At 59.0% G+C, this 22,600-nt stretch carries 15 protein-coding genes; 10 read left to right on the plus strand and 5 right to left on the minus strand.

The window, feature by feature from the left end:
* Positions 1 to 167 precede the first annotated feature (167 nt).
* Together AC0L17_RS28855 and tdh are read left to right on the plus strand one after the other, a co-directional pair.
* Positions 168 to 461 (plus strand): hypothetical protein, encoded by a 294-nt coding sequence (locus AC0L17_RS28855; protein WP_473518274.1) that lies wholly within the window; start codon positions 168 to 170, stop codon positions 459 to 461.
* Positions 462 to 649: 188 nt separating this feature from the next.
* Entirely contained in the window at positions 650 to 1,702 is a 1,053-nt protein-coding gene (tdh, locus tag AC0L17_RS28860; protein ID WP_473518275.1) for an L-threonine 3-dehydrogenase, read from the plus strand.
* 212 nt (positions 1,703 to 1,914) lie between these two features.
* Here the strand turns inward: tdh and AC0L17_RS28865 are convergent, their stop codons facing one another.
* On the minus strand, positions 1,915 to 2,952 hold the full coding sequence (locus AC0L17_RS28865; protein ID WP_473518276.1) for a cytochrome-c peroxidase: 1,038 nt from the start codon (positions 2,950 to 2,952) through the stop codon (positions 1,915 to 1,917).
* Between the two features lie 540 nt (positions 2,953 to 3,492).
* On the opposite strand from AC0L17_RS28865, the gene AC0L17_RS28870 reads away from it, so the two are divergent.
* Both AC0L17_RS28870 and hemN read left to right on the plus strand, forming a co-directional pair.
* A complete protein-coding gene (locus AC0L17_RS28870; RefSeq protein WP_473518277.1) occupies positions 3,493 to 3,960 on the plus strand; it encodes a Ros/MucR family transcriptional regulator in 468 nt (155 codons plus the stop codon).
* 201 nt (positions 3,961 to 4,161) lie between these two features.
* A complete protein-coding gene (hemN, locus tag AC0L17_RS28875) occupies positions 4,162 to 5,496 on the plus strand; it encodes an oxygen-independent coproporphyrinogen III oxidase (protein ID WP_473518291.1) in 1,335 nt (444 codons plus the stop codon).
* Between the two features lie 518 nt (positions 5,497 to 6,014).
* Here hemN and AC0L17_RS28880 read toward each other — a convergent pair.
* Positions 6,015 to 6,725, minus strand: a complete 711-nt coding sequence (locus AC0L17_RS28880; protein WP_473518278.1) for a prephenate dehydratase — start codon at positions 6,723 to 6,725, stop codon at positions 6,015 to 6,017.
* A gap of 219 nt (positions 6,726 to 6,944) precedes the next feature.
* The gene (locus AC0L17_RS28885; RefSeq protein WP_008874821.1) at positions 6,945 to 7,157 is read right to left on the minus strand and encodes a cold-shock protein; all 213 of its coding nucleotides are present in this window, start codon (positions 7,155 to 7,157) and stop codon (positions 6,945 to 6,947) included.
* A gap of 519 nt (positions 7,158 to 7,676) precedes the next feature.
* Between AC0L17_RS28885 and AC0L17_RS28890 the strand changes: the two genes are divergently transcribed.
* From AC0L17_RS28890 to AC0L17_RS28905, 4 genes are all read left to right on the plus strand, one after another.
* A complete protein-coding gene (locus tag AC0L17_RS28890) occupies positions 7,677 to 9,236 on the plus strand; it encodes a M16 family metallopeptidase (RefSeq protein ID WP_473518279.1) in 1,560 nt (519 codons plus the stop codon).
* A gap of 4 nt (positions 9,237 to 9,240) precedes the next feature.
* Positions 9,241 to 10,626, plus strand: a complete 1,386-nt coding sequence (locus AC0L17_RS28895) for a M16 family metallopeptidase (RefSeq protein ID WP_473518292.1) — start codon at positions 9,241 to 9,243, stop codon at positions 10,624 to 10,626.
* 282 nt (positions 10,627 to 10,908) lie between these two features.
* Positions 10,909 to 12,750: a type II toxin-antitoxin system HipA family toxin gene (locus AC0L17_RS28900; protein WP_473518280.1), complete on the plus strand. Its 1,842-nt coding sequence runs from the start codon at positions 10,909 to 10,911 to the stop codon at positions 12,748 to 12,750.
* A 420-nt stretch (positions 12,751 to 13,170) separates the two neighbouring features.
* A complete protein-coding gene (locus AC0L17_RS28905) occupies positions 13,171 to 13,611 on the plus strand; it encodes a hypothetical protein (RefSeq protein WP_473518281.1) in 441 nt (146 codons plus the stop codon).
* Positions 13,612 to 13,733: 122 nt separating this feature from the next.
* Here the strand turns inward: AC0L17_RS28905 and AC0L17_RS28910 are convergent, their stop codons facing one another.
* Positions 13,734 to 15,089, minus strand: coding sequence for an aspartate aminotransferase family protein (locus tag AC0L17_RS28910; protein WP_473518282.1), 1,356 nt, complete (start codon positions 15,087 to 15,089; stop codon positions 13,734 to 13,736).
* 1,493 nt (positions 15,090 to 16,582) lie between these two features.
* Here AC0L17_RS28910 and AC0L17_RS28915 point away from each other — a divergent pair.
* Together AC0L17_RS28915 and AC0L17_RS28920 are read left to right on the plus strand one after the other, a co-directional pair.
* Positions 16,583 to 18,058, plus strand: coding sequence for an NAD-dependent succinate-semialdehyde dehydrogenase (locus tag AC0L17_RS28915; RefSeq protein WP_473518283.1), 1,476 nt, complete (start codon positions 16,583 to 16,585; stop codon positions 18,056 to 18,058).
* 1,302 nt (positions 18,059 to 19,360) lie between these two features.
* A complete protein-coding gene (locus AC0L17_RS28920; protein ID WP_473518284.1) occupies positions 19,361 to 20,134 on the plus strand; it encodes an HAD-IIA family hydrolase in 774 nt (257 codons plus the stop codon).
* Positions 20,135 to 21,490: 1,356 nt separating this feature from the next.
* On the opposite strand, the gene AC0L17_RS28925 is transcribed toward AC0L17_RS28920, so the two are convergent.
* The gene (locus AC0L17_RS28925; RefSeq protein WP_473518285.1) at positions 21,491 to 21,793 is read right to left on the minus strand and encodes a hypothetical protein; all 303 of its coding nucleotides are present in this window, start codon (positions 21,791 to 21,793) and stop codon (positions 21,491 to 21,493) included.
* Positions 21,794 to 22,600 lie beyond the last annotated feature (807 nt).

Consider the following 22,600-nt stretch of genomic DNA (forward strand, 5'->3'; position numbering starts at 1 on the left):
GACCAGCGGGCTTCGCAGACAATTTCAAAGCAGAAAGGACGACATCGAAAAGCCGCGCACAGGTCGGTCGACGCGCGCGAGTCCCCACCCTTGTCGTCCAGCCGAAGGTCCGCTCGACGGCCCAGCGGCGGGCAGGATCCGGGAAGCGCTTCTGGTCCGAAGGACGGATGATCTCGATCACGAAATGGGGGAAGGCGGCTTTGTCCATGAGCTTCAGCCTCTCACACAGCCAGGGGTCAACAGACACTTCACTGAGGGGCGAACGCTTGCGGATGCCGCCTGTGCACCGGCACCATCGAGATATCGGCGGCGAGATCGACCATCGAGAGCATCGGTATCGAGGGAATGCGTCGCATGTGGCGGACATCGACATACCGCCCAGCCGCAAGCTGCGACCATTACTCATCGCTTTAATTGAAACTTGGCTGCATCTGGCATGGCGTTTGCTCCGCTTCTGCTGAGGTTCGCTGGAACGGAGCTTTTCATGCGCACGGCTCGCGGTGGAATGTTGCTTCGACGCAAAGGCAGCCGCTCACATTACTATCGGTCCAAGAATCAAAGCTGCGCTCTCCGAGCGTACCTTTTTCGCCGTGCAGGCTACCCGAGCAGTGGCGAGGAGCGGAATCAACCAAGGTGTAAGGAGCTACTGATGTCGAACATGATGAAGGCGCTGGTCAAGGCCAAGGCCGAGCCGGGCATCTGGATGGAAGAAGTGCCAGTGCCGGAAATCGGCCCCAACGACGTTCTGATCAAAGTGAAGAAGACCGCGATCTGCGGTACCGACGTTCACATCTACAATTGGGACCAGTGGGCGCAGAAGACCGTGCCGGTGCCGATGGTGACCGGCCACGAGTTCGTCGGCACGGTCGCCGATTTCGGTGCGGCGGTGACCGAATACAAGATCGGCCAGCGTGTTTCGGGCGAAGGCCACATCGTCTGCGGCCATTGCCGCAATTGCCGGGCGGGCAGGGGGCATCTGTGCCGCAACACGCTCGGCGTTGGCGTCAACCGGCCGGGTGCCTTCGGTGAATATCTGGCGATCCCGCAGCACAACGTCGTGCCGATCCCTGATGACGTGCCCGACGAGATCGCCGCAATCTTCGATCCCCTGGGCAATGCCGTGCACACCGCACTCTCCTTTGATTTGGTCGGCGAGGACGTGCTGGTCACCGGCGCCGGGCCGATCGGCATCATGGCTGCGCTGGTCGCTCAATGCGTCGGCGCGCGAAAAGTGGTCATCACCGACATCAACCCGGTGCGGCTGGCGCTGGCGAAAAAACTGGGCGTCCAGCATGTGGTCGACGCGTCGAAGGAAAAGCTGCGTGATATCATGCCGGCGCTCGGCATGACCGAAGGTTTTGACGTCGGCCTCGAAATGTCGGGTGCGGCCCCCGCCTTCCGTGACATGATCGACGCCATGAACAATGGCGGCAAGATCGCCATTTTGGGCATCGCACCGACCGGCTTCGAGATCGACTGGAACAAGGTCATCTTCAAGATGCTGCATCTCAAGGGCATCTATGGCCGCGAAATGTTCGAGACCTGGTACAAGATGATCGCCCTGGTGCAGGGTCCGCTCGATGTCAGTGGGTTGATCACGCACAGCATCGGAATTGACGACTTCCAGACTGGGTTCGACGCGATGCGCAGCGGTAATTCGGGCAAGGTGGTGATGGACTGGCAGGGCGATTGGCCGATGTGACTTTGCGGAGGTGCTGACGGGACGCCACCCTGGCTGCCGTCGATCTCCCCGCGAGGGGCATCGCTGTGCAAAGCAGTGGCTCCTCCCCCGACGTGCGCCGCTCAATCGTCGGCGACGTATCGCGGCCAAATCGGGGACGCTCGTGGCAATTCGCCCAGATCGGGCAAGGAAATGCTCACAGGCCCCGCCGCGATCGTCTGCTTTCCCAATGCCTAGGATCGAGGCCGAGGTGTTGTGGGCGTTTCAGTCGGTAAGATGGGATATGTAATCTCCGGTCGCTTTCCGGTCAGCGAATGAAGGAAGGCAACGATCCTATCGATTTCGATTTGCGTTAGCTCTTGACCAAGCTGGGTGGTGCCCATGATAGCGACGGCCTCTCTCAGGTCCCAGACCTTGCCCGAATGAAAGTATGGCGCGGTGATTGCTACGTTGCGCAGCGGCGGCACGCGGAAAACATAGGAATCCTCTGGTACATTGGTGACGGCAAATCGTCCCTTGTCGTTCTCCGGCAGAACGTCGGCGCTAGGCTTCTCAAGGAGGCCGAATGGATAATAGCCTTCCCCACCAAGATTGACACCGGAATGGCAGGACGAGCAGCCCTTTTCGATGAAAAGGGCCAGGCCCTGTTTCTCTTCGGGACCGATGGCGGTGTCATCGCCATTGAGGAAGGCGTCGAAGGGGGCCGGCGTGACCAGTGTCGCCTCGTAATCTGCGAGTGCATTGGCTACGTTTTCGAAGGTGATGGGATCGGCTTCATCCGGGAAAGCTGAATGGAACCACTCCACATATTGCGGCATCGATTTGAACGTCTCGACCACTCGATGCGATGTGTTGGCCATTTCGACACCGGCCTGTATCGGCCCTTTGGCCTGAGCTTTCAGGTCTTCGGCGCGACCGTCCCAGAACTGCGATTTGTTGAAGACAGAGTTAAACACCGTCGGCGCGTTGCGCTGCCCCTTCTGCCAACCATGGCCAATCGAAGTTTCACGATTGTCGTCGCCCCCGGTGGCCAGGTTGTGGCACGAGTTGCAGGAGAAAACGCCAGAGGACGAAAGGCGTGGATCGAAGAACAGTGCCTTGCCGAGGGCAATCTTCTCCGGCGTGATCGGGTCGTTGGTGAGCGCCGGCGTGAATGTCAAGGGCTCGAAGGTGGCCAGTGCCGTTTCCCTGAGGTCTGGCGGAATGAACTGCGCAGCAAAAGCTGTGGCTGCCACCAGCGCAACAGCTATCGCAGTGAATAGAATTTTCATAAATGGAGTCCTTGCGATGTGCACGGAACCATTCTCCACATGCGGCCTGCGAACGCCCTGCGCTAGATCAGCGGATCGATGGAATCGTGCCTGCCGACCAAGCCAATTGAGCGGCGAAAACAGTAACTGCGGTGTATTCATCGCCCGACGGCGGATTCCATTGGTGGGCGCGCGCAATCGCTGTTTGTTCGCCTGAGGGTGTGGTCGGTTCCGTGGCCGGTCGCCACATGCTGCCGCAACGCCAACCTGTTTGATACGCGCAAGGTTTGTGCCCCCAGCGAGTGCACGGCTCATGGTGCTTTACAAGCTTTCTGCGTCTTCCTTTTGCAATTCAAACGGACGAGATCGGGACTGAACGGCGGATACTGGCGCAGTTATGGACAGCGATTGCCGCGCAGATCGGTGTCACGACAGCGTGATGTGGCGCTATAGACCTCAACGTTGGACGAGCAACGAACAATCCTGTCACGAGATTTGTTGCCATTATCGGAAATCACCACTAGAAGCGACGCTCCGCAGACAAATCCACCGGAGAATTTCATGCCAGAAGAAGACTTCAAAAACATCGACAACCTCATCCAGCTTACCACAGATGTTGTCTCAGCCTATGTTTCCAACAATCCCGTTCCGGTGGGGGACCTTTCAGCCCTGATCGGCCAAGTGCACGAAGCTTTGAAGGGCACGGCGGCCGGTCGCGTCTCGGCACAAGAGCCGACGGTGTTGACGCCGGCGGTCCCGATCAGAAAATCGGTGACGCCGGACTACATTGTCTCCCTTGAGGATGGGAAGAAATTCAAATCGCTAAAGCGTCATCTGTCGACCCATTACGGGCTGAGCCCTAATGAATACCGCGCCAAATGGGGTCTGCCGGCGAACTATCCCATGGTCGCGCCGAACTACGCGGCTGCGCGCTCTGCCCTGGCCAAGACAATGGGACTCGGCCGCAAACCGAAAGAGCCTGAAGTCTCGGCGCCGGAGAAGCGGTCCAGAAAGAAGGTACCAGCGTGACTTCCTCATCCAGACCCGCTGTGGGGCTGGCGGCTCGATCGGCATGATGTGAGCTAAACATCGAAAGGCGGGATCAAATCCCGCCTTTTCCTTGCACGGTGTGATTACACGGCGCGAAGCGGAATGGAATTGACATAGCGCAGAGACACAGGAGATCGCAGGGGTAAAAGGAGGACAGTTATCAACTTGGGAGGGAAACTGTTGCAGACTTCTATCCTGAAAAAACATCGCGAGGCTCTCCTGCCTTGGTACACCATCTATCCGACTGTGCCGGAGTTCTCCGCAGCGGTCGGCGCCCAAAGCTATGAGGAATGGCTAAGAGGTCTGCCGGCTGACGATCCGGTGTCGCTCTATCTCCACATTCCGTTCTGCCGATCGATTTGCTGGTATTGCGGCTTTCCGACCACGATTGCCCGCAATCAGGGTCCGATCCTCGACTATGTGGCCGTTCTGCGTGACGAGATCCGTTTGGTCTCGGAGCAAGTGCAGCAGAGGCTCGTCGTGAACGACGTGCATTTCGGGGGTGGAACCCCGACCCTGATCGGGGCAGCGGAATTCTTGGCCATGATCGAACTCCTGCGCCGCCGCTTCGCGTTCAGGGAGCCCGCTACGATCGCCGTCGAAATTGACCCGCGCACGTTCACGCGCGAGATCGCCGAGGCACTGGGAGCAGCCAATGTGAGCCGCGCGAGTCTCGGGGTGCAGAGTTTTGATCCAATTGTTCAAAAAGCCATCAACCGGGTCCAGAGCGAGGCGCAGACGGCCGCTGCCGTCGAAGAGCTGCGCCGGCATGGAGTATGCGGCATCAACGTCGATCTCATGTTCGGTCTCCCGAATCAGACGGTAGAATCCTGCGTCCAGACTGCGGCGGCAACCGCCGCCATGCGTCCCAACCGGCTTGCGGTGTTCGGCTACGCGCATATTCCATCGGTGATCAAGAATCAGCGCCTGATCGAGAAGACTGCTCTGCCGGACAGCATCGCCCGCGCCGAACAGGCTGCGGCCGTGGCAGATACGCTGGTTGCGGCCGGCTACCGAGAGATCGGCCTCGACCATTTCGCCTTGCCGGACGACGAACTTACGCTGGCGCAGACCCGCGGTCGGCTACGCCGTAATTCGCTGGGTTACTCGGCCGACACCTGCAAGACCGTGATCGGTTTCGGCGCGTCGGCTATCGGGCGGGTCGGCGATGGTTACGTCCAGAACGAGGTGACACACGAGTCCTACAGCCGGCACATAGGAGGTGGCCGTCTGGCAACGTCAAAAGGCTACCGGCTCACAGACGAAGACCGCGTGCGAGCCGCAATCATCGAGCGGCTGATGTGCGATCTGGAGGCCGATGTGCCGGCAATCTGTGCGGCCTATGGATTCGATCCAATCCGCTTTCTCGATTCAACTGAACGCCTGGCGAAGCTGGCCGAGGACGGGGTAGTGGACATCGAAAACGGTCTCATCCGGGTGCGGCAGGAGCATCGCTTCGTGATTCGCGCTGTTGCTGCCGCATTCGATGCTTTTCTCGACCGGGTTGTCCCATAAGCACAGCCAAGCAGCGTGAGGGGCGCCAAAGCGATAAGCTCGTGCCAAACGGCACGCTCGTAAAAATGCCGCAGGCCCCGGTCACGGCGCCCCTGCGCGGATTGAAGTGTTGGACCTTCCCGAATGGACGAGCGTGCCGCCCACAACGCGTCACAGTCATACAACGGTCACTGGTTTTGTGAGATGCCCGGCCGGTCGACATCTGTGCCTATGAATACTCCGTTTCGCAGGCAAGAAACTGGCGGGAACGACAAGATCGTCGGCGCGATTATCTCGTCCATGGCTCGCGCATTACGTGTACATCGCATCAAGTTCGATGCGGCAGCCCCTTGTTCGTCAGTGATAAGATCAACAGTTTTGGGTTATGGACGGAAACTAGCCTAGCCTAGCCACAACTAATAGCGACGTGGGTAAGATCCGAGAATTCTCAGGCCATCAATCTCCGCCAACGCGGCCAGCGCCGGGTGCGTCAAAACGTGTCCAGCGACATCGATGACATACTGATGGGTGTCTAGCCGCTAGCAGGTCGGACGCTGATAGACATTGAGAACGGCTAAATTGTCCTTCGAGAACCTGCTCAGGACACAACTGAGATTTTGCTCTGAAACGCGGAGGTGAAGTGTTGTCCGGTCAAAACCTGTCGGCGCAGGCGTCCTGCGCCCGAGCACCCACCACCGCGTAACGTTATGCAGCCCTTCTTCAATTCCTGTTCGCAATATCTGCAGATTGTACAGCTTGGCACCAAGCGCAGAACCAAATGCTGCTATCGAGGGAGATTTTTCCTCTGCCACGAAAGATGTCGATCCCCGACGGCTCTCTCGCTCGACATTGGGCATGTTCTCGTCGAGCCACCCGGCTACCTCCTGCAGAGCCACGGGGTGGCCCACCACCTTAGCGATCATCGAGAAACTCGCATCCTTGCTGGCCATGAGGCTGTAGCTCAGGACCTTCGGGTACTCGGCGATAATCGTAGGAGACCTCAAGCTCAAGACTTGGTCGAGGTAGGGAGTGGCTCCGACCAGAGAGGTCGTAGCTGGGACGCATGCAACGTGGACGCAGCCATTCTCATATGCTTCGAACAATCCGTCGCTGAACGGAACGAGTTCAACTTGGTCACCAAAGAGGTCCAGCGAGGCTTGATGGGTCCAGGTCCCCTCAGGGCCAATGTACCCTGCCCTCTTGATCCAGGAGGTGTCGATCGCTGGAGGCTGGCTGAATTGCTCGTTCATTCCCCGGCACGCTCGATCGAGAATGCGATAAACATCTGCTGCAGAAAGTAAGAGGGCTGGGCCCCGCACCTCTTCGCTTGCAACATCGTGTGGCAGTAGAACTTAGCAGCTTGCTACAATCCGCTGCCCCAGTCGGCGGGGATCCGTGTTCTTGCCCGCTCCTATGGCGCGGTCAGTGGCACTTCTGCCCGGCTCTTGCCGGGCAGAAGCAGAAAAAGGTCAGCCAGCTTTGCTGAGACTGCCAGCGGATGATTTGCCAGTACGGCGGTCCTGTTCGACTTCATAGTTGATCTTCTGGCCCTCATTAAGGGTCGAAAGGCCCGCTCGTTCGACAGCGGAAATGTGGACGAAAACGTCCTGACCTCCGTTGTCAGGCTGGATAAAACCGAATCCCTTGGTGCTGTTGAACCACTTCACCGTTCCAGTCGCCATAGCGTATTCCTTTGTAACAATTCAATGTAGGCAGGCCATAAGCCAGGTCCGCTTCATATCCGAGACTTTAGGGCAGCAAAAGCTAAAATAGCAAAAGCCCGGTCAAATCGCTAAAGCGGCTCGCAAGCTCCATCATGACCGCCTGTCGCGGACAGCGTCTCCCGCGCTGGCGCTCCGAATGGCAAACACAAGTTCTGAAACGCTCCGGTAAATTCCAGAACCGCGTCTATCGCTGGTTTGGAGTCCTGTTAGGGACCTGCGATCGGCCGATGTGAGCAAGAGTACGCGGACGACCAGCAACTGCGGGCGCGCGCTGACGCCACCATCTTCGCCGTTGTCCTAAGGGTAGTTCACGTAGCCACCTCTTTAAACGGCAAGCGCCCCCCATTCGGCGGTGTCAGACGTCGGACAATGTCGGAGGTACGCAACAGAGAGTCCGTTGAATCGCATCGCCGAAACGGCTTTCTCATCTGGCACGGTTCCTGCGGGGTCATGCAAAACACGCAGGAGAGTCGTCCCATGATCCCCACCCAGAAAAATGCCGCCCCACCTTTCGCCGACCTACTCAAAACTGACATCCGAGCCGGGCCTGGCAGCATTGTGAGGGCTCGTCTGGACCGGCGCTGCCCACCGATCCACCTTCTCCCAGTGGGGGCGACAGGGACGCGGCACCTTCAAATTGAGGGACAACTCACTTCCGTGCGAACTTTGTCCATCGCCCGGTCACCACAACCGAAGCCACCGTCTGCTTGGCTGCGGGGCGCACTTTTTGCGACCGCGCTGGCATTTCTGACGACCGCGCCGTCTCCGGCGGCCGCCTATGACATAGCGAATTTCCTGCTCGACAACGGCATGGAGGTGGTCGTCATACCCGATCACCGCGCCCCCATCGTCACCCATATGCTGTGGTACAAGGTCGGCAGTGCCGACGAGCCTCCGGGCAAATCCGGCATCGCGCATTTCTTCGAGCATCTAATGTTCAAAGGGACGGCCAATCACGGCGCCGGCGAGTTGGACCGCGCGGTGGCGGAGATCGGGGGCTCGCTAAACGCCTTCACCTCTTACGATTATACTGCCTTCTACGAAAGAGTGGCGCCCTCGGCAGTGGAGCAGATGATGAGCTTCGAGGCTGATCGCATGCGCAATCTCACCCTCACGGATGACGTCATCAACACCGAGCGGGACGTGGTCCGCGAGGAGCGTCGCTTGAGGGTCGACAACAATCCGGAGGCGCTTCTCGATGAGGAGGTCGTCACGACGCTCTGGCAGAGCCAACCCTACCGGATCCCGGTGATCGGCTGGATGCACGAGATCGAGAAGCTGGACCGCAACGACGCCGTGGCTTTTTATGACAAGTACTGGCCGAACAACGCCGTGCTGGTGGTGGCAGGCGACGTCGAGCCCGAGGCCGTGAAGGCGCTGGCCGAGAAGACCTATGGCAAGGTCCCGCGTGGACCAGATCTGCCGCCACGCGAACGCCCGTCTGAGCCGGTGCAGAACACCAGGCGCACATTGACGCTAAGGGATGGCCGCGTTTCGGTCCCCATCTTTTCCAGATATTGGGTGGTGCCGTCCTATCGCACCGCCGAGCCCGGCGAAGCCGAGGCGCTGGACCTGCTGGCACAGATTCTCGCCGGGGGCAACCGCAGCCGGCTGTACCAGGAGCTCGTTGTGAAGCAGGGCATAGCCGCAGCGGCCGACGCTGATTTCGAGGGCACCATGCTGGATGCTGGCAAGTTCAGCATCCGTGGCTGGCCGCGCGGCAAGGCGAAGCTTGCGGATGTCGAGGCCGCAGTCGACGCCGAGATAGCGCGCATCGCCAGGAACGGCATCACCAGCGACGAACTGGAGAAGACGAAAAACCGCTATATCCGCTCGTTCATCTTCGCCCATGACGAGCAGGTCTCCGTCGCTGGCATGTATGGCGCCACGCTTGCCACAGGCGGCAATGTGAAAGACGTCGAGGAATGGCCGGACCGCATCCGCAAGGTCACGGCCGATCAGGTTAAGGCCGTTGCCGCCCGCTACCTCGTGTCCGACCATTCGACCACCGGCTATCTCCTGCCCAAGGAAAATTGATATGATGACGAACCAATTCCGCAGGGCCATTCCACAAGCATTGCCCTCTCCTTTTGGACAAGGCTGGCGCCTGGCCTCCTGGCTGGCTGTCCTTTGCCTTGCTATTTTCTTCCTCATCCTGCCGGCGCTCACCGCCCGTGCTGCGGTGAACATCCAGGAGGTGAAATCTGAAAAGGGGATCACCGCCTGGCTGGTGGAAGACCATACGCTGCCGATCGTCACGCTCCAGTTCGTGTTTGACGGCGGCACCAGCCAGGACCCGGCCGGTAAGGAGGGGCTTGCCAATTTGATGACCGGCTTGTTCGACGAGGGTGCCGGCGATTACGACAGCGACACCTTTCAGGTGAAGCTTGACGACGCCGGCGCCGGAATGAGCTTCGACGCGCGGCGCGACGGCATCTATGGCTCGATACGCCTGCTTTCCAAGCGCCAGGACGCCGCTTTCGATCTGGTCGGGCTAGCGGTGAACAGGCCTCGCTTCGACCAGGAGCCAGTTGACCGCATCCGCGCCCAGATTCTATCCGATGTCATAGCCAACGAGCGCGAACCTCACGCGATCGGCAGGAATGCATGGCGGCGCAGGCTCTACGGCGCGCATCCGTATTCGAGGCCGCCCGAGGGCACCAAGCAAAGCCTCGCCCGCACAACGCCCGCCGATCTAGGCGCCTTCCATAAGGCCGCTTTCGCACGCGACGGGCTGCACGTGGCGGTCGTCGGCGACATTGATGCCAAAGCGCTGAGTGCAAGGCTCGACCAGTTGTTCGGCGATTTGCCTCAGAAGCAGGCCCTCGCCCAGGTACCTGATGTCACCCCAAAGCTCGGCCGGCGGATGTTGGTCGGATACAACCTGCCTCAGACTTCGCTCCGGTTGGCTTTCCCCGGCATCGGGCGCAGCGACCCGGAATTCTATGCCGCACAGCTGATGAACGATGTACTCGGAGGCTCGCCATTTACCTCACGTCTGTTCCAGGAAGTGCGGGAAAAGCGCGGGCTTGCCTACGGTGTCTCCTCTCGCCTGGAGGGCTATCAGCATTCCAACACGCTTGTCGTGACCACGTCGACGCGCGCCGACAGGGCGGCCGAGACGCTCGACCTGATAAGACGAGTAATCAAGGAGCTGGTGGACACCGGGCCAACCGCGGCTGAACTCGATGCGAGCAAGAAGCATCTGATCGGCGCCTATGCTATCCACAATCTGGGTTCCTCCAGCTCGATTTCAGCCACGCTTCTCGCGTTGCAGCTTGACAAGCTCGGCATAGACTACATCCAGCGGCGCCCGGCCCTCATCGAGCAGGTGACGATCGACCAGGTCAGGGCAGCGGCGAAGAAGCTGCTTTCGGCCGAGCCCGCCATTATGGGCGTTGGCCCGCGGCTAGACGGTGTCCAGTGAGAGCGAATAGTCCCGCGCTCTAGGAATAGTTGCTGAAGGACTCCGCCCACATACGTTTGGCTGATCCGACTATGGTGCGGCGGAATGAACGCCGTGATTTCTGCCTGCTCGCCCCGCAGACCAGGTTCTCGCCCGGCGGTTCGATTGCCGAGCAAGAGACCGTCGAGGTTCCGAGAAGGTACTAACTTTCGCGTATTTGAAATACGTGAAAGTTCAATTCTCTTAACATCTGGAGCTCAGTATGCTAACTTTCCCGTATTTCACATACGAGAAAGTTAGAAAATGGCCCTTCACCTCGTCGGGGAAAACATCGATAAAACCCGCAGCCACTATCAAGCTGAAACGGGCAAGCTCGTCCAGCTAATGCGCGGCATCTATGTCGATGCCGGGGAGGATATCGAGGCCACGATACTCAAACACGCCGTCCGCATCGCCAAATACCTGTATCCCAACGCTTACCTCTCGGCGGCGAGCGCTGTCCTTCTCGGCCCGACCCGCGATGGCCGTCTGTTCCTGAGCGGGCGACGAATACAGCGCACGCGCTTGCGCTCGCTGGAAATCATTCAGAACGCAGCTCCCGACCACCCATCAGTCGCTCAAGCGAATGTCGATGATGGCATGGGAGAATTCCGGATCGACGTCTCCTCGATGCGCCAGCGCTTCCTCGAAGCTTTCCGCCTGCGCAGCGAACACGCGGCATCCATCGATGAGACGATGCGCGAGACAATCGCGAACCGCCTCATAGAAGAATACGGCAGCGCCCAGGGCGCTGCCGACGCGACATGGGCGCTTGCCCGCGAAAACCAGTGGTATCGCGAAGGCGAGCACGCTGAGCGCTTCCTCCTCCGCCGTCCAGTGACCGCAGAGCCTGCGCGCAATGAAGCCGCGTTCGATCTGATCGTAGCGTGGCACGGCGCTCCGCTCGGCAATCTCACACATGATGGTTTTGAGTGGCGCTGGAATCCATACGATCAGGATGGCCCGCCACTTGTTCGCCAGACCACGCCGGGCAAGCTCCCTCCTTTCATCCTCTCGCTGCTGCCTGAAGGCTGGCTTGAGTCGGTGTTGAATGACCGCGACGAGCGCGCGACGCTTCGCTCGGGCAAACGCTACATGTCCAACATCACCATCGTCGAGCGTGCGAGCGATCTCTCCGCCCTGCCGCCCGACCTCCTGCTAACCCGGCTCACTGGCTTCACTAGAAATTCTATCTTCACTGGCCAGTATGCAGGGCCGGGTCGGGGCGATCTGGAGCAGAGCTTCGAGCGCAATCTGGCGCAGATTTTCGAGCGTACCGATACGCCCCGTTTATCGGGCGTTCAGATCAAAGCGCCGATGTTCCTCGATATCGACGGTACTCTCTCCCCCAGTACCGGCAAACCGTTCACCCACATCCTCAAGCCTGCCGGTACAGGTGGATTTGAGGCCCTGCCGGTTATCGAATGGCAGTCGCTCGCTTTGGGCAGCGCGGCCGGTTTCAAGACGCCCGCGACGGCGCTCGTCCCCATGCCTGACGGGATGCCTCCGGCGCTCCTCGTCGAGCGGTTCGACATCAGAACGAGCCTTGACGACAAGCGCCTTTTGGCGCTTGAGGATTTTTGCTCAGTGCTCGGTGTGCCCACGGAAGCAAAATACGACGGCACAATGGAGCGAATCGCGCGGGCACTAAGACCGCTATCGACCTCCCCCGAAGACGACGTCCTGCTTGTCCTCAAGCGATCCTTATTCGCCTGGCTGATCGCCGATGGCGACATGCACCTGAAGAACATGGCACTGCTGAAAATCGCAGAGCCCGGCAGCGCGCAGTTCAGCTCAGTCCGCATGGCTCCGCTCTACGACGCGGTCACGACTCGCGTGTTTCCACATCTCGAAAAAGACCGGATGGCCCTCAAGCTGAACGGCAAAGACGATCGTCTCCGGCGCGCCGACTTCAAGGCTTTCGCGAGCACGGCTGGCATCAAGGCAGCCGATGCGGATAGCAGCATCGACGATCTCGTTGCAGCCCTCTCACGCGCTCTCAACCACCTCGAATTGCCGCCGCCTCTATCAGACGGCTCTCAAGGCGCAAAGATGGCGGAGCAAATGCGCGCGATTGTCCACGAACGCATTGATGGGTTTGCGTAGATGATCGATCTACTGATACGCCGGTTCCGCTCTCAGACTCAAACACCTTATTGGCGGAACCGCCTACCCATATCGCGTTCGAGTTTGAGCTTGCGCTTTTCCCAATCCGGCTTCCATCCGCGTCCACTTTTTTGACCCCCTTATGGACTGTGCAACGGTCAGCGTTCGCCCGGGCGGAGCTGGTCAAGGTTGCGCAGCCCGGGCGGGCGCGGATCGCGCTTGGCAGCTGAAGGGTGATCAGGCGCGGTTCTTGAAGCGCCAGGACTCGTGTGGACAGGTGACAAGTCATCGATGCTGCGGACTTGCAACTTTCTCTGTCGTGAAAAGACAAGTTCTTTATCAATAATTCAAATTTCACATTGGAATCATAATTCTTGATGATGTTCCCATAGTCTTTCTGCGCGAAGGATCGTCACCCGTATGGGCCAAGACTCTGTTTCGCTGAAGGCCACGCAGGAGCTTGGCCTCTACAACGACGCGATGGGAGCCTTCTTGATGGCGCAGGTCCGGGCCATTGTGCAGGAAGCGGGCTCCCAGCAAAAACAAATCACACTGGGTAGAAGAACTCGGAAACGCCGCAAACCAACCCTGCAAAATCTCAGAAAACGGCAGGAATGCTGGAGGTTCGGTGAAAAACGAACGCAACCCTCTTCACTGCAGTCAAACCGCGAAGCCGATGGGGCGTCGTTGCGCGCGGCCCTCGATTTGCGCGTGTGCACGGGCAGGCAAGCTGACAATTACCGGTCGATCCCGGACCAGCCGCGCCAGGCGCTGCCATACTGCGCCAAGCGCAATTGGCAGCTAACGGTCGAATTTAGTTTGTCGAACCGGGTGCGAGCGGCTCCGATAACCGCCCTTTGAATTGCAGCGTGTTCTCGACATGGCAACGGTCGTCGGTGCGCCGTTCGACGTTATTGTCGTGCGTATCGGCGAAGCCGCCGCGCGAGCGCTGCCGCGAAGCTGCGCTTTCCACCATTGCTCGATCAGTCCCACGGAGATTGCTTCCAAACTTCATGGACGGCATCCACGAGCGCTGCGGCTAAATCTTGGATATCGGTCTCGCTCATCGGAGTCGAGAGCGCGCCAGAGCAATTCGTCGTCATTAGAAAACTCCGTTCCAGCATTGCAAGGTGCACCTTTGCGAGCGCCGCCTTCTGCAACGCGCTCGGGAACGACGTCCGGTAGTTTCGGATCACTTCAGTCTTCAGGTGGAGCCGAAAGAGGGAGCTCGCGCCGGTGACGTGCGCGGGGAGTTCGCGCCTTCTGAGTTGCTCGATGATTTCACTACGAAGCGTTTCGCCCATCTGGTTAAGACGGGCCACGGCATCCTTTGTGTATGATTGCAGTGCCACCAGCCCAGCTGTCATGCTGAGCGGGTTTGCGCTGAACGTGCCGCCGTGGGACACGGCTGGCTTGCCCCTGGTGTGATCGAAGACCGCCATGTACGACGCAGGCCCCGCTACGGCTCCAACGGGCAAACCTCCGCCGATGATCTTGCCCAAAGCGACCAGATCCGGCTCAAAGCCGAAGATGTCATGGGCGCCACGGAAACCGACGCGGTAAGAAACGACCTCGTCAACCACAAGCAGGATGCCGTAGCGGTTACAGCAATCCTGGATGACCTCCCGCAAATCCGCCTCTATCGGAACCATGCCCACGCGGGGAGCAACTGGATCGAGAAGGATCGCGGCGAGGCGCTCATGGTGTGCACGGATGAGCTCTCTGCACGATTTGGCCTCGTTGTAAGGAAGGACAAGGACATCCGCGGCGGTGGAGGCGGGAGTTCCACTGGCATAGAGCACACTGTTAGGCGACGAATCGCCCCAGTTGTCTGGTGCAGAATCAAGGCTCACTTCCACATAGTCATAGGCGCCGTGATATGCGCCCTCGAACTTGGCAATCATCGGGCGCCCTGTAATAGCGCGAGCGGCCTTGACAGCGAACATAACAGCCTCGGTGCCGGAGCTCGTAAAGCGGACCTGCTCAAGCTTCGGCGAACGCGTCGTGATTGCTTCCGCGAGCCTGGTCTCGCTTGTGGTCGGAAGCCCGAATGCGGTGCCGTCGTCCAGGACCTTGTGCAGCGCCTCGGCCACCGGCGGAAAGGCATGGCCGTGAATGAGCGAGAAGGAGTTGTTTGCGCAGTCGAAGACCTTGCTGCCGTCCGCGTCAGTGATCCAGCTGCCCGCTCCTGCCACAGCATAGGGCGGGTGGGGAGCGAAGAACTGCGCAGCACGCATGCTGCCGCCGGGCGTGATCTTTAGCGCTCGTTGAAACTCCTCGCGAGATTTTGGCCCAACGACCTCTCCCCGGTTGTGGCCCAGCCCTGAAATGCGCTGCATGTCCGAACTCCTTGTCTACCTTTGTCGAGATGGCGAGGCTCTACGAAACTTTGATGCCATTTGGCGCTGGAGCGAGTTCTGATGGAGGTGCTTGCACCATCAACACGGATCGAGCATGCTGCCTACTTTCGTGGCGGAATCGCAGCTCGCCGGCACTCTCGGTGCCGCAACCATCACGCGAACCTGCGGCGTCGGCACGCCGGCATCGCGGGCTAGTCTCTTGGCGATGATCTTGTCGAGCGCTAGCCCATGCCGGGGCGGGCCGGATCCGGTGTACGGGATGCCCGCCGGGGCATGGCGGGAACGTGGGTGAGACCACTTCTCGCCCTGAATACCGTACGCATGTTGAAGGCGATCCCCGAGGGCCGGGCCCGCGGATGGGCGGCATAAACCACACGAGCGAAGCGAGCAGTTCTTTATCGCCGTCGCACCCCGGCGTCTGGTGGCCGCCCTCTCGCAGTACCGCCGTCATGCTTTCGACCTCGCCGCGGTGGTCTGACCTCCGGGCGCGGCTGTCCGAACCGATGATCATGCCGGTGTGACCATGGATCTATACGACGACTACTCGCATCAGCTACTCCCTCAGTTTGCGCACCGTCACGTTCTGCGCGCAGTTGGTTAATCGAGAGGAACAATTCGTCTAGGCCCCCCGGCCGTTAACTGTCACGTGCAATTGACGTGCCACCGAGGAGCGCGATCAAAAGGAGAAAAGCACGCATTCGTGCCACGCGGGTGGGATGCCGGCGCGTCAGTTGTGTCGGGTTTCGAACCTAAGACGTCTTCAATCGGACACGGCCGGAAACAGGAACATCTCCTGGTCTTCAAGGATAGAGGCCGAGCTCAAGGCAACCAAGGAACATGGATCGGCGCCTATGCTATCTACAAACTGGATCCCTCCAGGTCGATTGCAGCCCCGCCCCTCCAATCGCAGCTCGAGAAGCTCGGCATCGACAACACTCAGCGCCGCGCAGCCTGATCGATCGGTGATGCTCGATCAAGTCAGGGCAGCGGCGGAGCTGCTTCCGGCCGAGCCCGCCATTTATGGTCGTCGGCCTGACGCTGGGGGCAAGGATAAGCCCGGCAGCCCAGTTCGCCTTCCTTCTCCCTTTCTCGGGGAGATAAATTCGGGTCGGTGAGAAAGGCCGGCGGAGCTGTTTTCGCGGGCGTGCGAAGCACCTGCCGGGTCAGTCGACCGATCCGCCGAATCGTGGCTCGCCTTCTCCTCATGGGAGCCTCCCTTCCGATGGCACAGATCGCGATCCGTTCAGGCCACATGAACTGGCTGCGCGGTCGGAAGCCGATGTCCATTGTTCAGGTTGTCACTTAATGAGAACCGCAAGCCATCGACCACGACAGTTCAAGAATTCTCCCTTTAAGTTGAGTGGAATGGTCTACCAGCCATCAGGCCGAGGCCCTATAAGCATCCCCGGACGCGGAATATACACCGACGCCTGCTGACATGCGTATCCGCAGTGTTTGAGAGGAATTCAGTATTGCCCCTGTGCCTGCCGATGGTCCGCCACCTGAAATCCGCGGACCTGTTTGGCGCCATCGATCGCCTGCCGGCGCTCGGCACGCCAGTTAGCGAGCGGACATTCGAGGTCCTCAACCCGTCGAGCGGCGAAGTGCTGGCAGTACTTCCCGACATGGGTGTGGAGGAGACACGCGCTGCGATCGAAAAGGCCTACGTAGCGCAGCCTGGATGGGCGGCTCTGACCGCCCGAGAACGCAGCGACGTTCTGTGGCGATGGCATGAGCTGATCATCGACCACGCCGGTGATCTTGCCGCCATACTCACTGCAGAGATGGGCAAGCCGTTTGCCGAAGCCAAGTCGGAGGTTTCGCATGCGGCCGCGTATCTGCAATGGTACGCCGAAGAAGCCAATCGCATCTATGGCGAGACGATCCCCGCACCCTCGACAGACCGTCGCATGCTGGTGATCAAGCAGCCGATCGGTGTCGTCGGCACGATTACGCCATGGAATTTCCCAGCGTCGATGGTGGCGCGCAAGATCTCGCCGGCCTTGGCGGCGGGCTGCGCGATCGTGCTCAAACCTGCTGAACAGACGCCGCTCGTGGCAGGCGCAATGTTCGCCCTCGCGCATCAAGCCGGCTTTCCAGACGGTGTCGTCAACCTGATCTATGCGTCCGAAGGTGCTGGCGTTGGACGCGAACTCTGCTCCAATCCCAAGATCCGCAAGATCAGCTTTACAGGCTCGACCGAGGTTGGCCGGCTGCTCATGCGCCAGTGCTCGGACCAGATCAAGAAGGTCAGCCTCGAGCTCGGCGGCAATGCCCCTTTCATTGTCTTTGATGACGCCGACATCGACGCTGCGGTTGACGGCGCGATCCAGGCGAAGTTCCGCAACGCCGGCCAGACTTGCGTTTCAGCGAACCGCCTTTACGTCCAATCGAGCGTTCACGATGAGTTCGTTGAGAAGTTCGTGGAGAAAGTCCGGTGCTTGTCGGTTGGCGACGGCTTCGCCCGCGGAGTGGACGTCGGACCGCTCATCGACTTGAATGCTTTGGCCAAGATCGAGTCCCACATCGCAGATGCCGTTGCCAAGGGTGGGACAATTCGATGCGGGGCCGAACGTATCGGCAAGGATGGCACCTTCTTCAAGCCCACAGTCCTCACCGAAATCTCCAGCATGATGGCGGTTGCGCAAGAGGAGACTTTCGGGCCGCTGGCGCCGATCATTCGCTTCCACGAGGCGGATCAGGTTGTGCGTGAGGCCAACGACACGATCTACGGCCTCGCCGCCTATTTCTATGCCTCGAACCTGAAGCGTGTCTGGCGCGTGGCCGAGGCATTGGAATATGGCATGGTTGGGATCAACACGGGGCGTATGTCTTCGGAAGCGGCGCCCTTTGGCGGGATGAAGCAGTCCGGCATCGGGCGGGAGGGTTCCCGCCACGGGCTCGAAGACTACCTCGAAATGAAATATCTCTGCATAGGCGGAATCTGATCTCTATGTGGATGGACACCTCCGGCTCAGAATGAACCAAAGGGATGATCGAGCGCTTTGGCGAACCTGCTTGCGGCTGGTTCGGGTCGTCTATCGCGACCCCGGCCTGCGCGCCTTAAGGGTGCATCTAGGCGCCCAGTACGTTGAACCGCCTCCGCGGCGACGAACCAAGGCGCCGGTACCTGACGGTACGTTGCTCATCCTATCCAACCGCGGCAAGCATCTCATCTGTGCGGGGCGACAGCATCAAGAAGTACCCGGAGATCCACGCCGCCGACAGCTCACCCTTATATGGATATCCTGATAGGTTCGGCCGTAATCGCTCGTTTGGGCCTCATAAATGTCCCCTGTTAAACGACGTATAGCTTCTTCGGAACGGGCAGGTGCCGATCACAGTTCGGCGCCCCAATTGCCTCATTTAGTAATTTTGTCCGATCACGTTCAGATAGGGTTGAGGGGCATTTTCCAACCCACGTTTTCGGCTCGCTGTCGTGAAATTCAAACACGGGATGAGCGCCCTTTCCGACGTGCTTGAATCGACGCTCGCCCTTGTCATAGCGCTGCCCTGTTGCCTTCCCTTCTTTGCAACGCCGGCCGCTGCCATTTTCTATCTTCACTCCTGCCAAGCATCAATACCCGGCCGCCGCCCCCAAAACGAAGTGTCTCGGGCTCTGCCTCAAAAAATGCCCTAAGTGGCAATACTCCTCTTCTGTTGCCGCGGCCCAAGCTCGGCGCCTAGCGCTTTTGAACGGGTCAGGCTCTTCGCGAAGGGACATCGCAGGCGCCCGACTGTTACCCTGACTTGGCGGAAACGCGAAAACAAATGAACGGGTAAACCACTCGCGGTCGGCGTCAATATTCGGTACTGAATCACACCTTGGGCGCGGGAGCGACTCTCGAAATCGTTCGATAGGCTGTCCGACCATTGGAAAGTTCGCCAAGACTCCGGCGTGTTTGCGTCCGCGGCGCGAGACAATGCTGGATCACTGTGGTGCCGTCAATCACGATGGTTCTGCAGAGAAACGTCTCGCCAGGTGGTTCACGCGAACTAGAACGCGATCGTCCATCAGATGCGCTGACACAGCGAATGTCGTCAACCCAACGGTGCAGCGCGTCCGCACGGCGAGCGGTTGCGGACACTTTTTACGCCGCAACCTCCTTATTGCCGCACAAGCAATTGAGCGCCCTTCGCGCATGGCTCTGAATCGCTACAGTCGCCGGTATTCCGGCCTGGAGAAGATACAGTGACATTAGACGTGCCCAGGCCGCGCATCCACGAGAGACATTGAGGGGTGAGATCCAATGATTATAGCGCATCTGCTCGACATGGACGGGGTCCTGGTCCGCGGCGGCCAACCGATTGCTGGCTCGGTCAAATATGTCGCCGGGCTAGTCGCCAAGGGTGAGCCGTTTCAGATCTTCACCAATAACTCGCGCTTCACGCCCGAAGATCACGCCGAGCGTCTAAGAGCGGTTGGCTTCACCGTGCAGCCAGGGCACATCTACACATCGGCGCTCGCCACTGCGCGGTTCGTGGAACTGCAAAAGCACGGATCATCTGCTTATGTCATCGGCGACCACGGTCTGGTAGAGGCCTTGCGGCAGGCAGGCTGCCGGATAACGGAGTTTGCCCCCGAGTTCGTGGTCCTCGGAGACACCACTTCGTACCACTACGAGCAGATCGCAACTGGCGCCGAGCTTGTGGCGAAGGGCGCGCGCTTTCTCGCCACCAATCCGGATGCGACTGGCCCGACCGAGCGGGGCTCCCATCCGGCATGCGGTGCAGTCGCAGCACTAATCGAGAAGGCCACCGGCCGCCAGCCCTATTTCGTCGGGAAGCCGAACCCCTTCATGATGCGTAACGCGCTCGACCGGCTCGGAGTGCGAGCTGTCGATACCATCATGGTCGGTGACCGCATGGACACCGACGTGCTCGCCGGGCTGGAATCGGGCCTGAAGACAGCCCTTGTGCTTACTGGGGTCACCAAACTGGCTGACATAGAGCGGTTTCCATTCAGACCGGACCACGTGGTCGAGTGCCTTGCCGATCTGGACCAGATCATAGTGAACCAATAAGCCGAACGCACCTCTACACGAAGACCGAACGCTCCCCCTACGTTCCGCATGGCGGCCGTCAACCTGAGCAATGATCGGGAGGAACAGCTGCCGCATCCAGAAAAGAAGTGATAAGCGTGACAACTTAGTCGAAGTACACCCATGTAGCCCAATGCAGGCGGGTCTTGACCCTATGGAGCAAGAGTCTTCGACCGAAGAGTCTCGCGCGCCGAAGTAGGCTACCAGCGAATGGGTCAGGCTGGCTGCGAGAAAATAGTAACAGTTTCAAGAGATAGACGCTAGAGATCGCGCCTAAGATTTCGCAAATCGGTGCCAATGTGAACAATTGTGGGCTGCATGTAGATGGATTGGGGGTTCATTTGGCACAAATTGGCACCTTAGCCGAGCGCCCCAACCTTAAGGCAGGCAAACTTTGGTGCAACCCGTTGCAAAACCGCTTTCAGTGGCTGAGTGCGACCTACCATCGACGCTGCTGTTTCTGCCGGTTTTGCAAGCGCACTATCGAGGATATTTCTGAGAAGATTGCGAGCTGTCTTCTGGGATCGAAAGCGAAGCAGCAAAACGAAAAGCTGGGTCGAGGTAGCGGGCTATTCGAGTGTCGCCTCAGAACTCGGCGCATCTTCAACACCAAAATGAAGTGCAACGCGTTGCAATATGCTCGTGGATGTCAAACGCGCTGAAGTGTGACGGGTCGACGATACGTGGACACCCTCTCAAGAAGGAGGTGGGCATGTTGAGCGTCGGGCGGCAAGAGTTCGCTCAGCCCTTCAGCGTCACGATGCGAGTCATCGGATAACATGAAAGAACGCCGAAAGGTGTTGCCGCTCACGGAAACAAAACGCGGGCAACGCCGGCAAGGTGGTGGCTAAGCCGGGCTCGCGATTGAGATCACGGGGCAGCTCAAGCCGTCCGACGCGATTACCTGTTCCGACCTGTTGCAGACCTTTCCTAAAGGGGAGATCAAGGGAAAATCATGACCCAAGAGCGACGTCCGACGGGCGACAGCTTTGCGCCCAATCCCGGTCGCTCACGTCTCCAGACCCTCTACTCGAAAGCGGCCATTCACCGCGTTGATCTAATGCCCGCCAAGGTTTGGCAAGGCTAATGCTTGCCTTCCCATTGTTGCTTGTAACAGCTGCGGCACTCCAGGATTTGGATCACATCATCCGCCAATGGATCTCGACCGATGTGTTGCTTCACCTGCCAAACCATCTGGGGGTGATCCGTATTAGATCGCCGCTCGACAATTCGTACCGATGAGTGATCTGGACGAAACGGTCGTCTTTTTGTCCGAACCGAACGACAGCAACATCGCTTGGTTTCAGGTGCGCAAATCGTCCGTCAACATCGAACAGCTTATCCAGGTCGCCGCCGTGGAAGTTCACATCGTTCACAGAGCCCTTCGGGCAACGCCAGCCCTTCCTCGTCGTAGATTTTTCCAAACTCTGGTTCGGGAAAAGACTTGGGGAAGACAGCCTCTCGGGAGAAACCATCTAGCCCGATTTCCCGCTGTCCCTTTTCTAAGCACACAAGCGTACCGGACACTGGAAACCCACCGACGAAGTCGACAAATATGTGTGGAACCTCATTCCAGCTATCGCCTTTATCATCGATCTCAAGCATATCCTCGTAACGAATGATGCCCTTTAGATGAAACATTCTTGGCTCTTCTGACGCAGCCTTTCCCAATAATTCCTGACAAGATCAGGCTTCTCTCGTTCTTCTCGTTCGCTTCCTGTGTCGCGCGTTCTATCGTATGGGTTTTCGAAGCGCTATAGGTGGCTCAGCGAGATCAAAGGTCTTCTCCGACTCGTCAAAGTACGCATAGCACCGTTTCATCAATACGATCACGCCACGTGGGTGAAGTTCGACAACCTCAAAGCCCTTCCAACGGGGTCTTTCGCGAAATCCGCATACTTGGATTCATACGGATAGCGCCTGCCTTCGAGTCTCGTGCTAGAATCCAAGAGAGCGCGGGGCTATTTCCAAGCACTCGCACAACGCGGTTCTTGTTTGTGACTTCGGACCTGATTTCTGTAGCGCGTGATCTTCTGCGCAGGACGTTCGATATCCCGAAGAATGTGAATAGGATTCTATCGTTCTTCGGTTGATGGAGCTCGGTTTCGAGCGTCGCATTGCCCCAAAGATAGAATTCTAAGACGCCTAACTTGGTGAGCTCATCGCGGAAGGTATCGTAAGCCTTCTTCGAGGAGTTTGTCGCGGCAGCCAGGATATACCCGTATGGCGGATTGTCTGGAGCGATGTCCTCCAAGCTTTTCTATATCTTGCTAGGGAATTGCTTTTTCGCGCTTGCACTGGATCATCCACGCGTAGCCGTCTATTGGGCGGACAACCTCGTCACCGTCATCGTCAATGGTGGTTGTCGTGGCGCGTTCGTAGGCTCTGATATCAAAGCCGTCATCGTCCCGCCCTTGCCCGTGGCCTCTATCGTTTGCCATTCCCGGA

The organism is Mesorhizobium sp. WSM4829 (assembly GCF_055811475.1).

Excerpts from the sequence above, each read along its gene's own strand:
- AC0L17_RS28880 (WP_473518278.1), bottom strand. The coding sequence starts at position 6,725 with ATGAACGAGCAATTCAGCCAGCCTCCAGCGATCGACACCTCCTGGATC.
- AC0L17_RS28920 (WP_473518284.1), top strand. The coding sequence starts at position 19,361 with ATGATTATAGCGCATCTGCTCGACATGGACGGGGTCCTGGTCCGCGGC.
- AC0L17_RS28900 (WP_473518280.1), top strand. The coding sequence starts at position 10,909 with ATGGCCCTTCACCTCGTCGGGGAAAACATCGATAAAACCCGCAGCCAC.
- AC0L17_RS28910 (WP_473518282.1), bottom strand. The coding sequence starts at position 15,089 with ATGCAGCGCATTTCAGGGCTGGGCCACAACCGGGGAGAGGTCGTTGGG.
- AC0L17_RS28925 (WP_473518285.1), bottom strand. The coding sequence starts at position 21,793 with ATGTTTCATCTAAAGGGCATCATTCGTTACGAGGATATGCTTGAGATC.
- AC0L17_RS28865 (WP_473518276.1), bottom strand. The coding sequence starts at position 2,952 with ATGAAAATTCTATTCACTGCGATAGCTGTTGCGCTGGTGGCAGCCACA.
- tdh (WP_473518275.1), top strand. The coding sequence starts at position 650 with ATGTCGAACATGATGAAGGCGCTGGTCAAGGCCAAGGCCGAGCCGGGC.
- AC0L17_RS28905 (WP_473518281.1), top strand. The coding sequence starts at position 13,171 with ATGGGCCAAGACTCTGTTTCGCTGAAGGCCACGCAGGAGCTTGGCCTC.
- AC0L17_RS28870 (WP_473518277.1), top strand. The coding sequence starts at position 3,493 with ATGCCAGAAGAAGACTTCAAAAACATCGACAACCTCATCCAGCTTACC.
- AC0L17_RS28890 (WP_473518279.1), top strand. The coding sequence starts at position 7,677 with ATGATCCCCACCCAGAAAAATGCCGCCCCACCTTTCGCCGACCTACTC.
- AC0L17_RS28895 (WP_473518292.1), top strand. The coding sequence starts at position 9,241 with ATGACGAACCAATTCCGCAGGGCCATTCCACAAGCATTGCCCTCTCCT.
- AC0L17_RS28885 (WP_008874821.1), bottom strand. The coding sequence starts at position 7,157 with ATGGCGACTGGAACGGTGAAGTGGTTCAACAGCACCAAGGGATTCGGT.
- AC0L17_RS28855 (WP_473518274.1), top strand. The coding sequence starts at position 168 with ATGATCTCGATCACGAAATGGGGGAAGGCGGCTTTGTCCATGAGCTTC.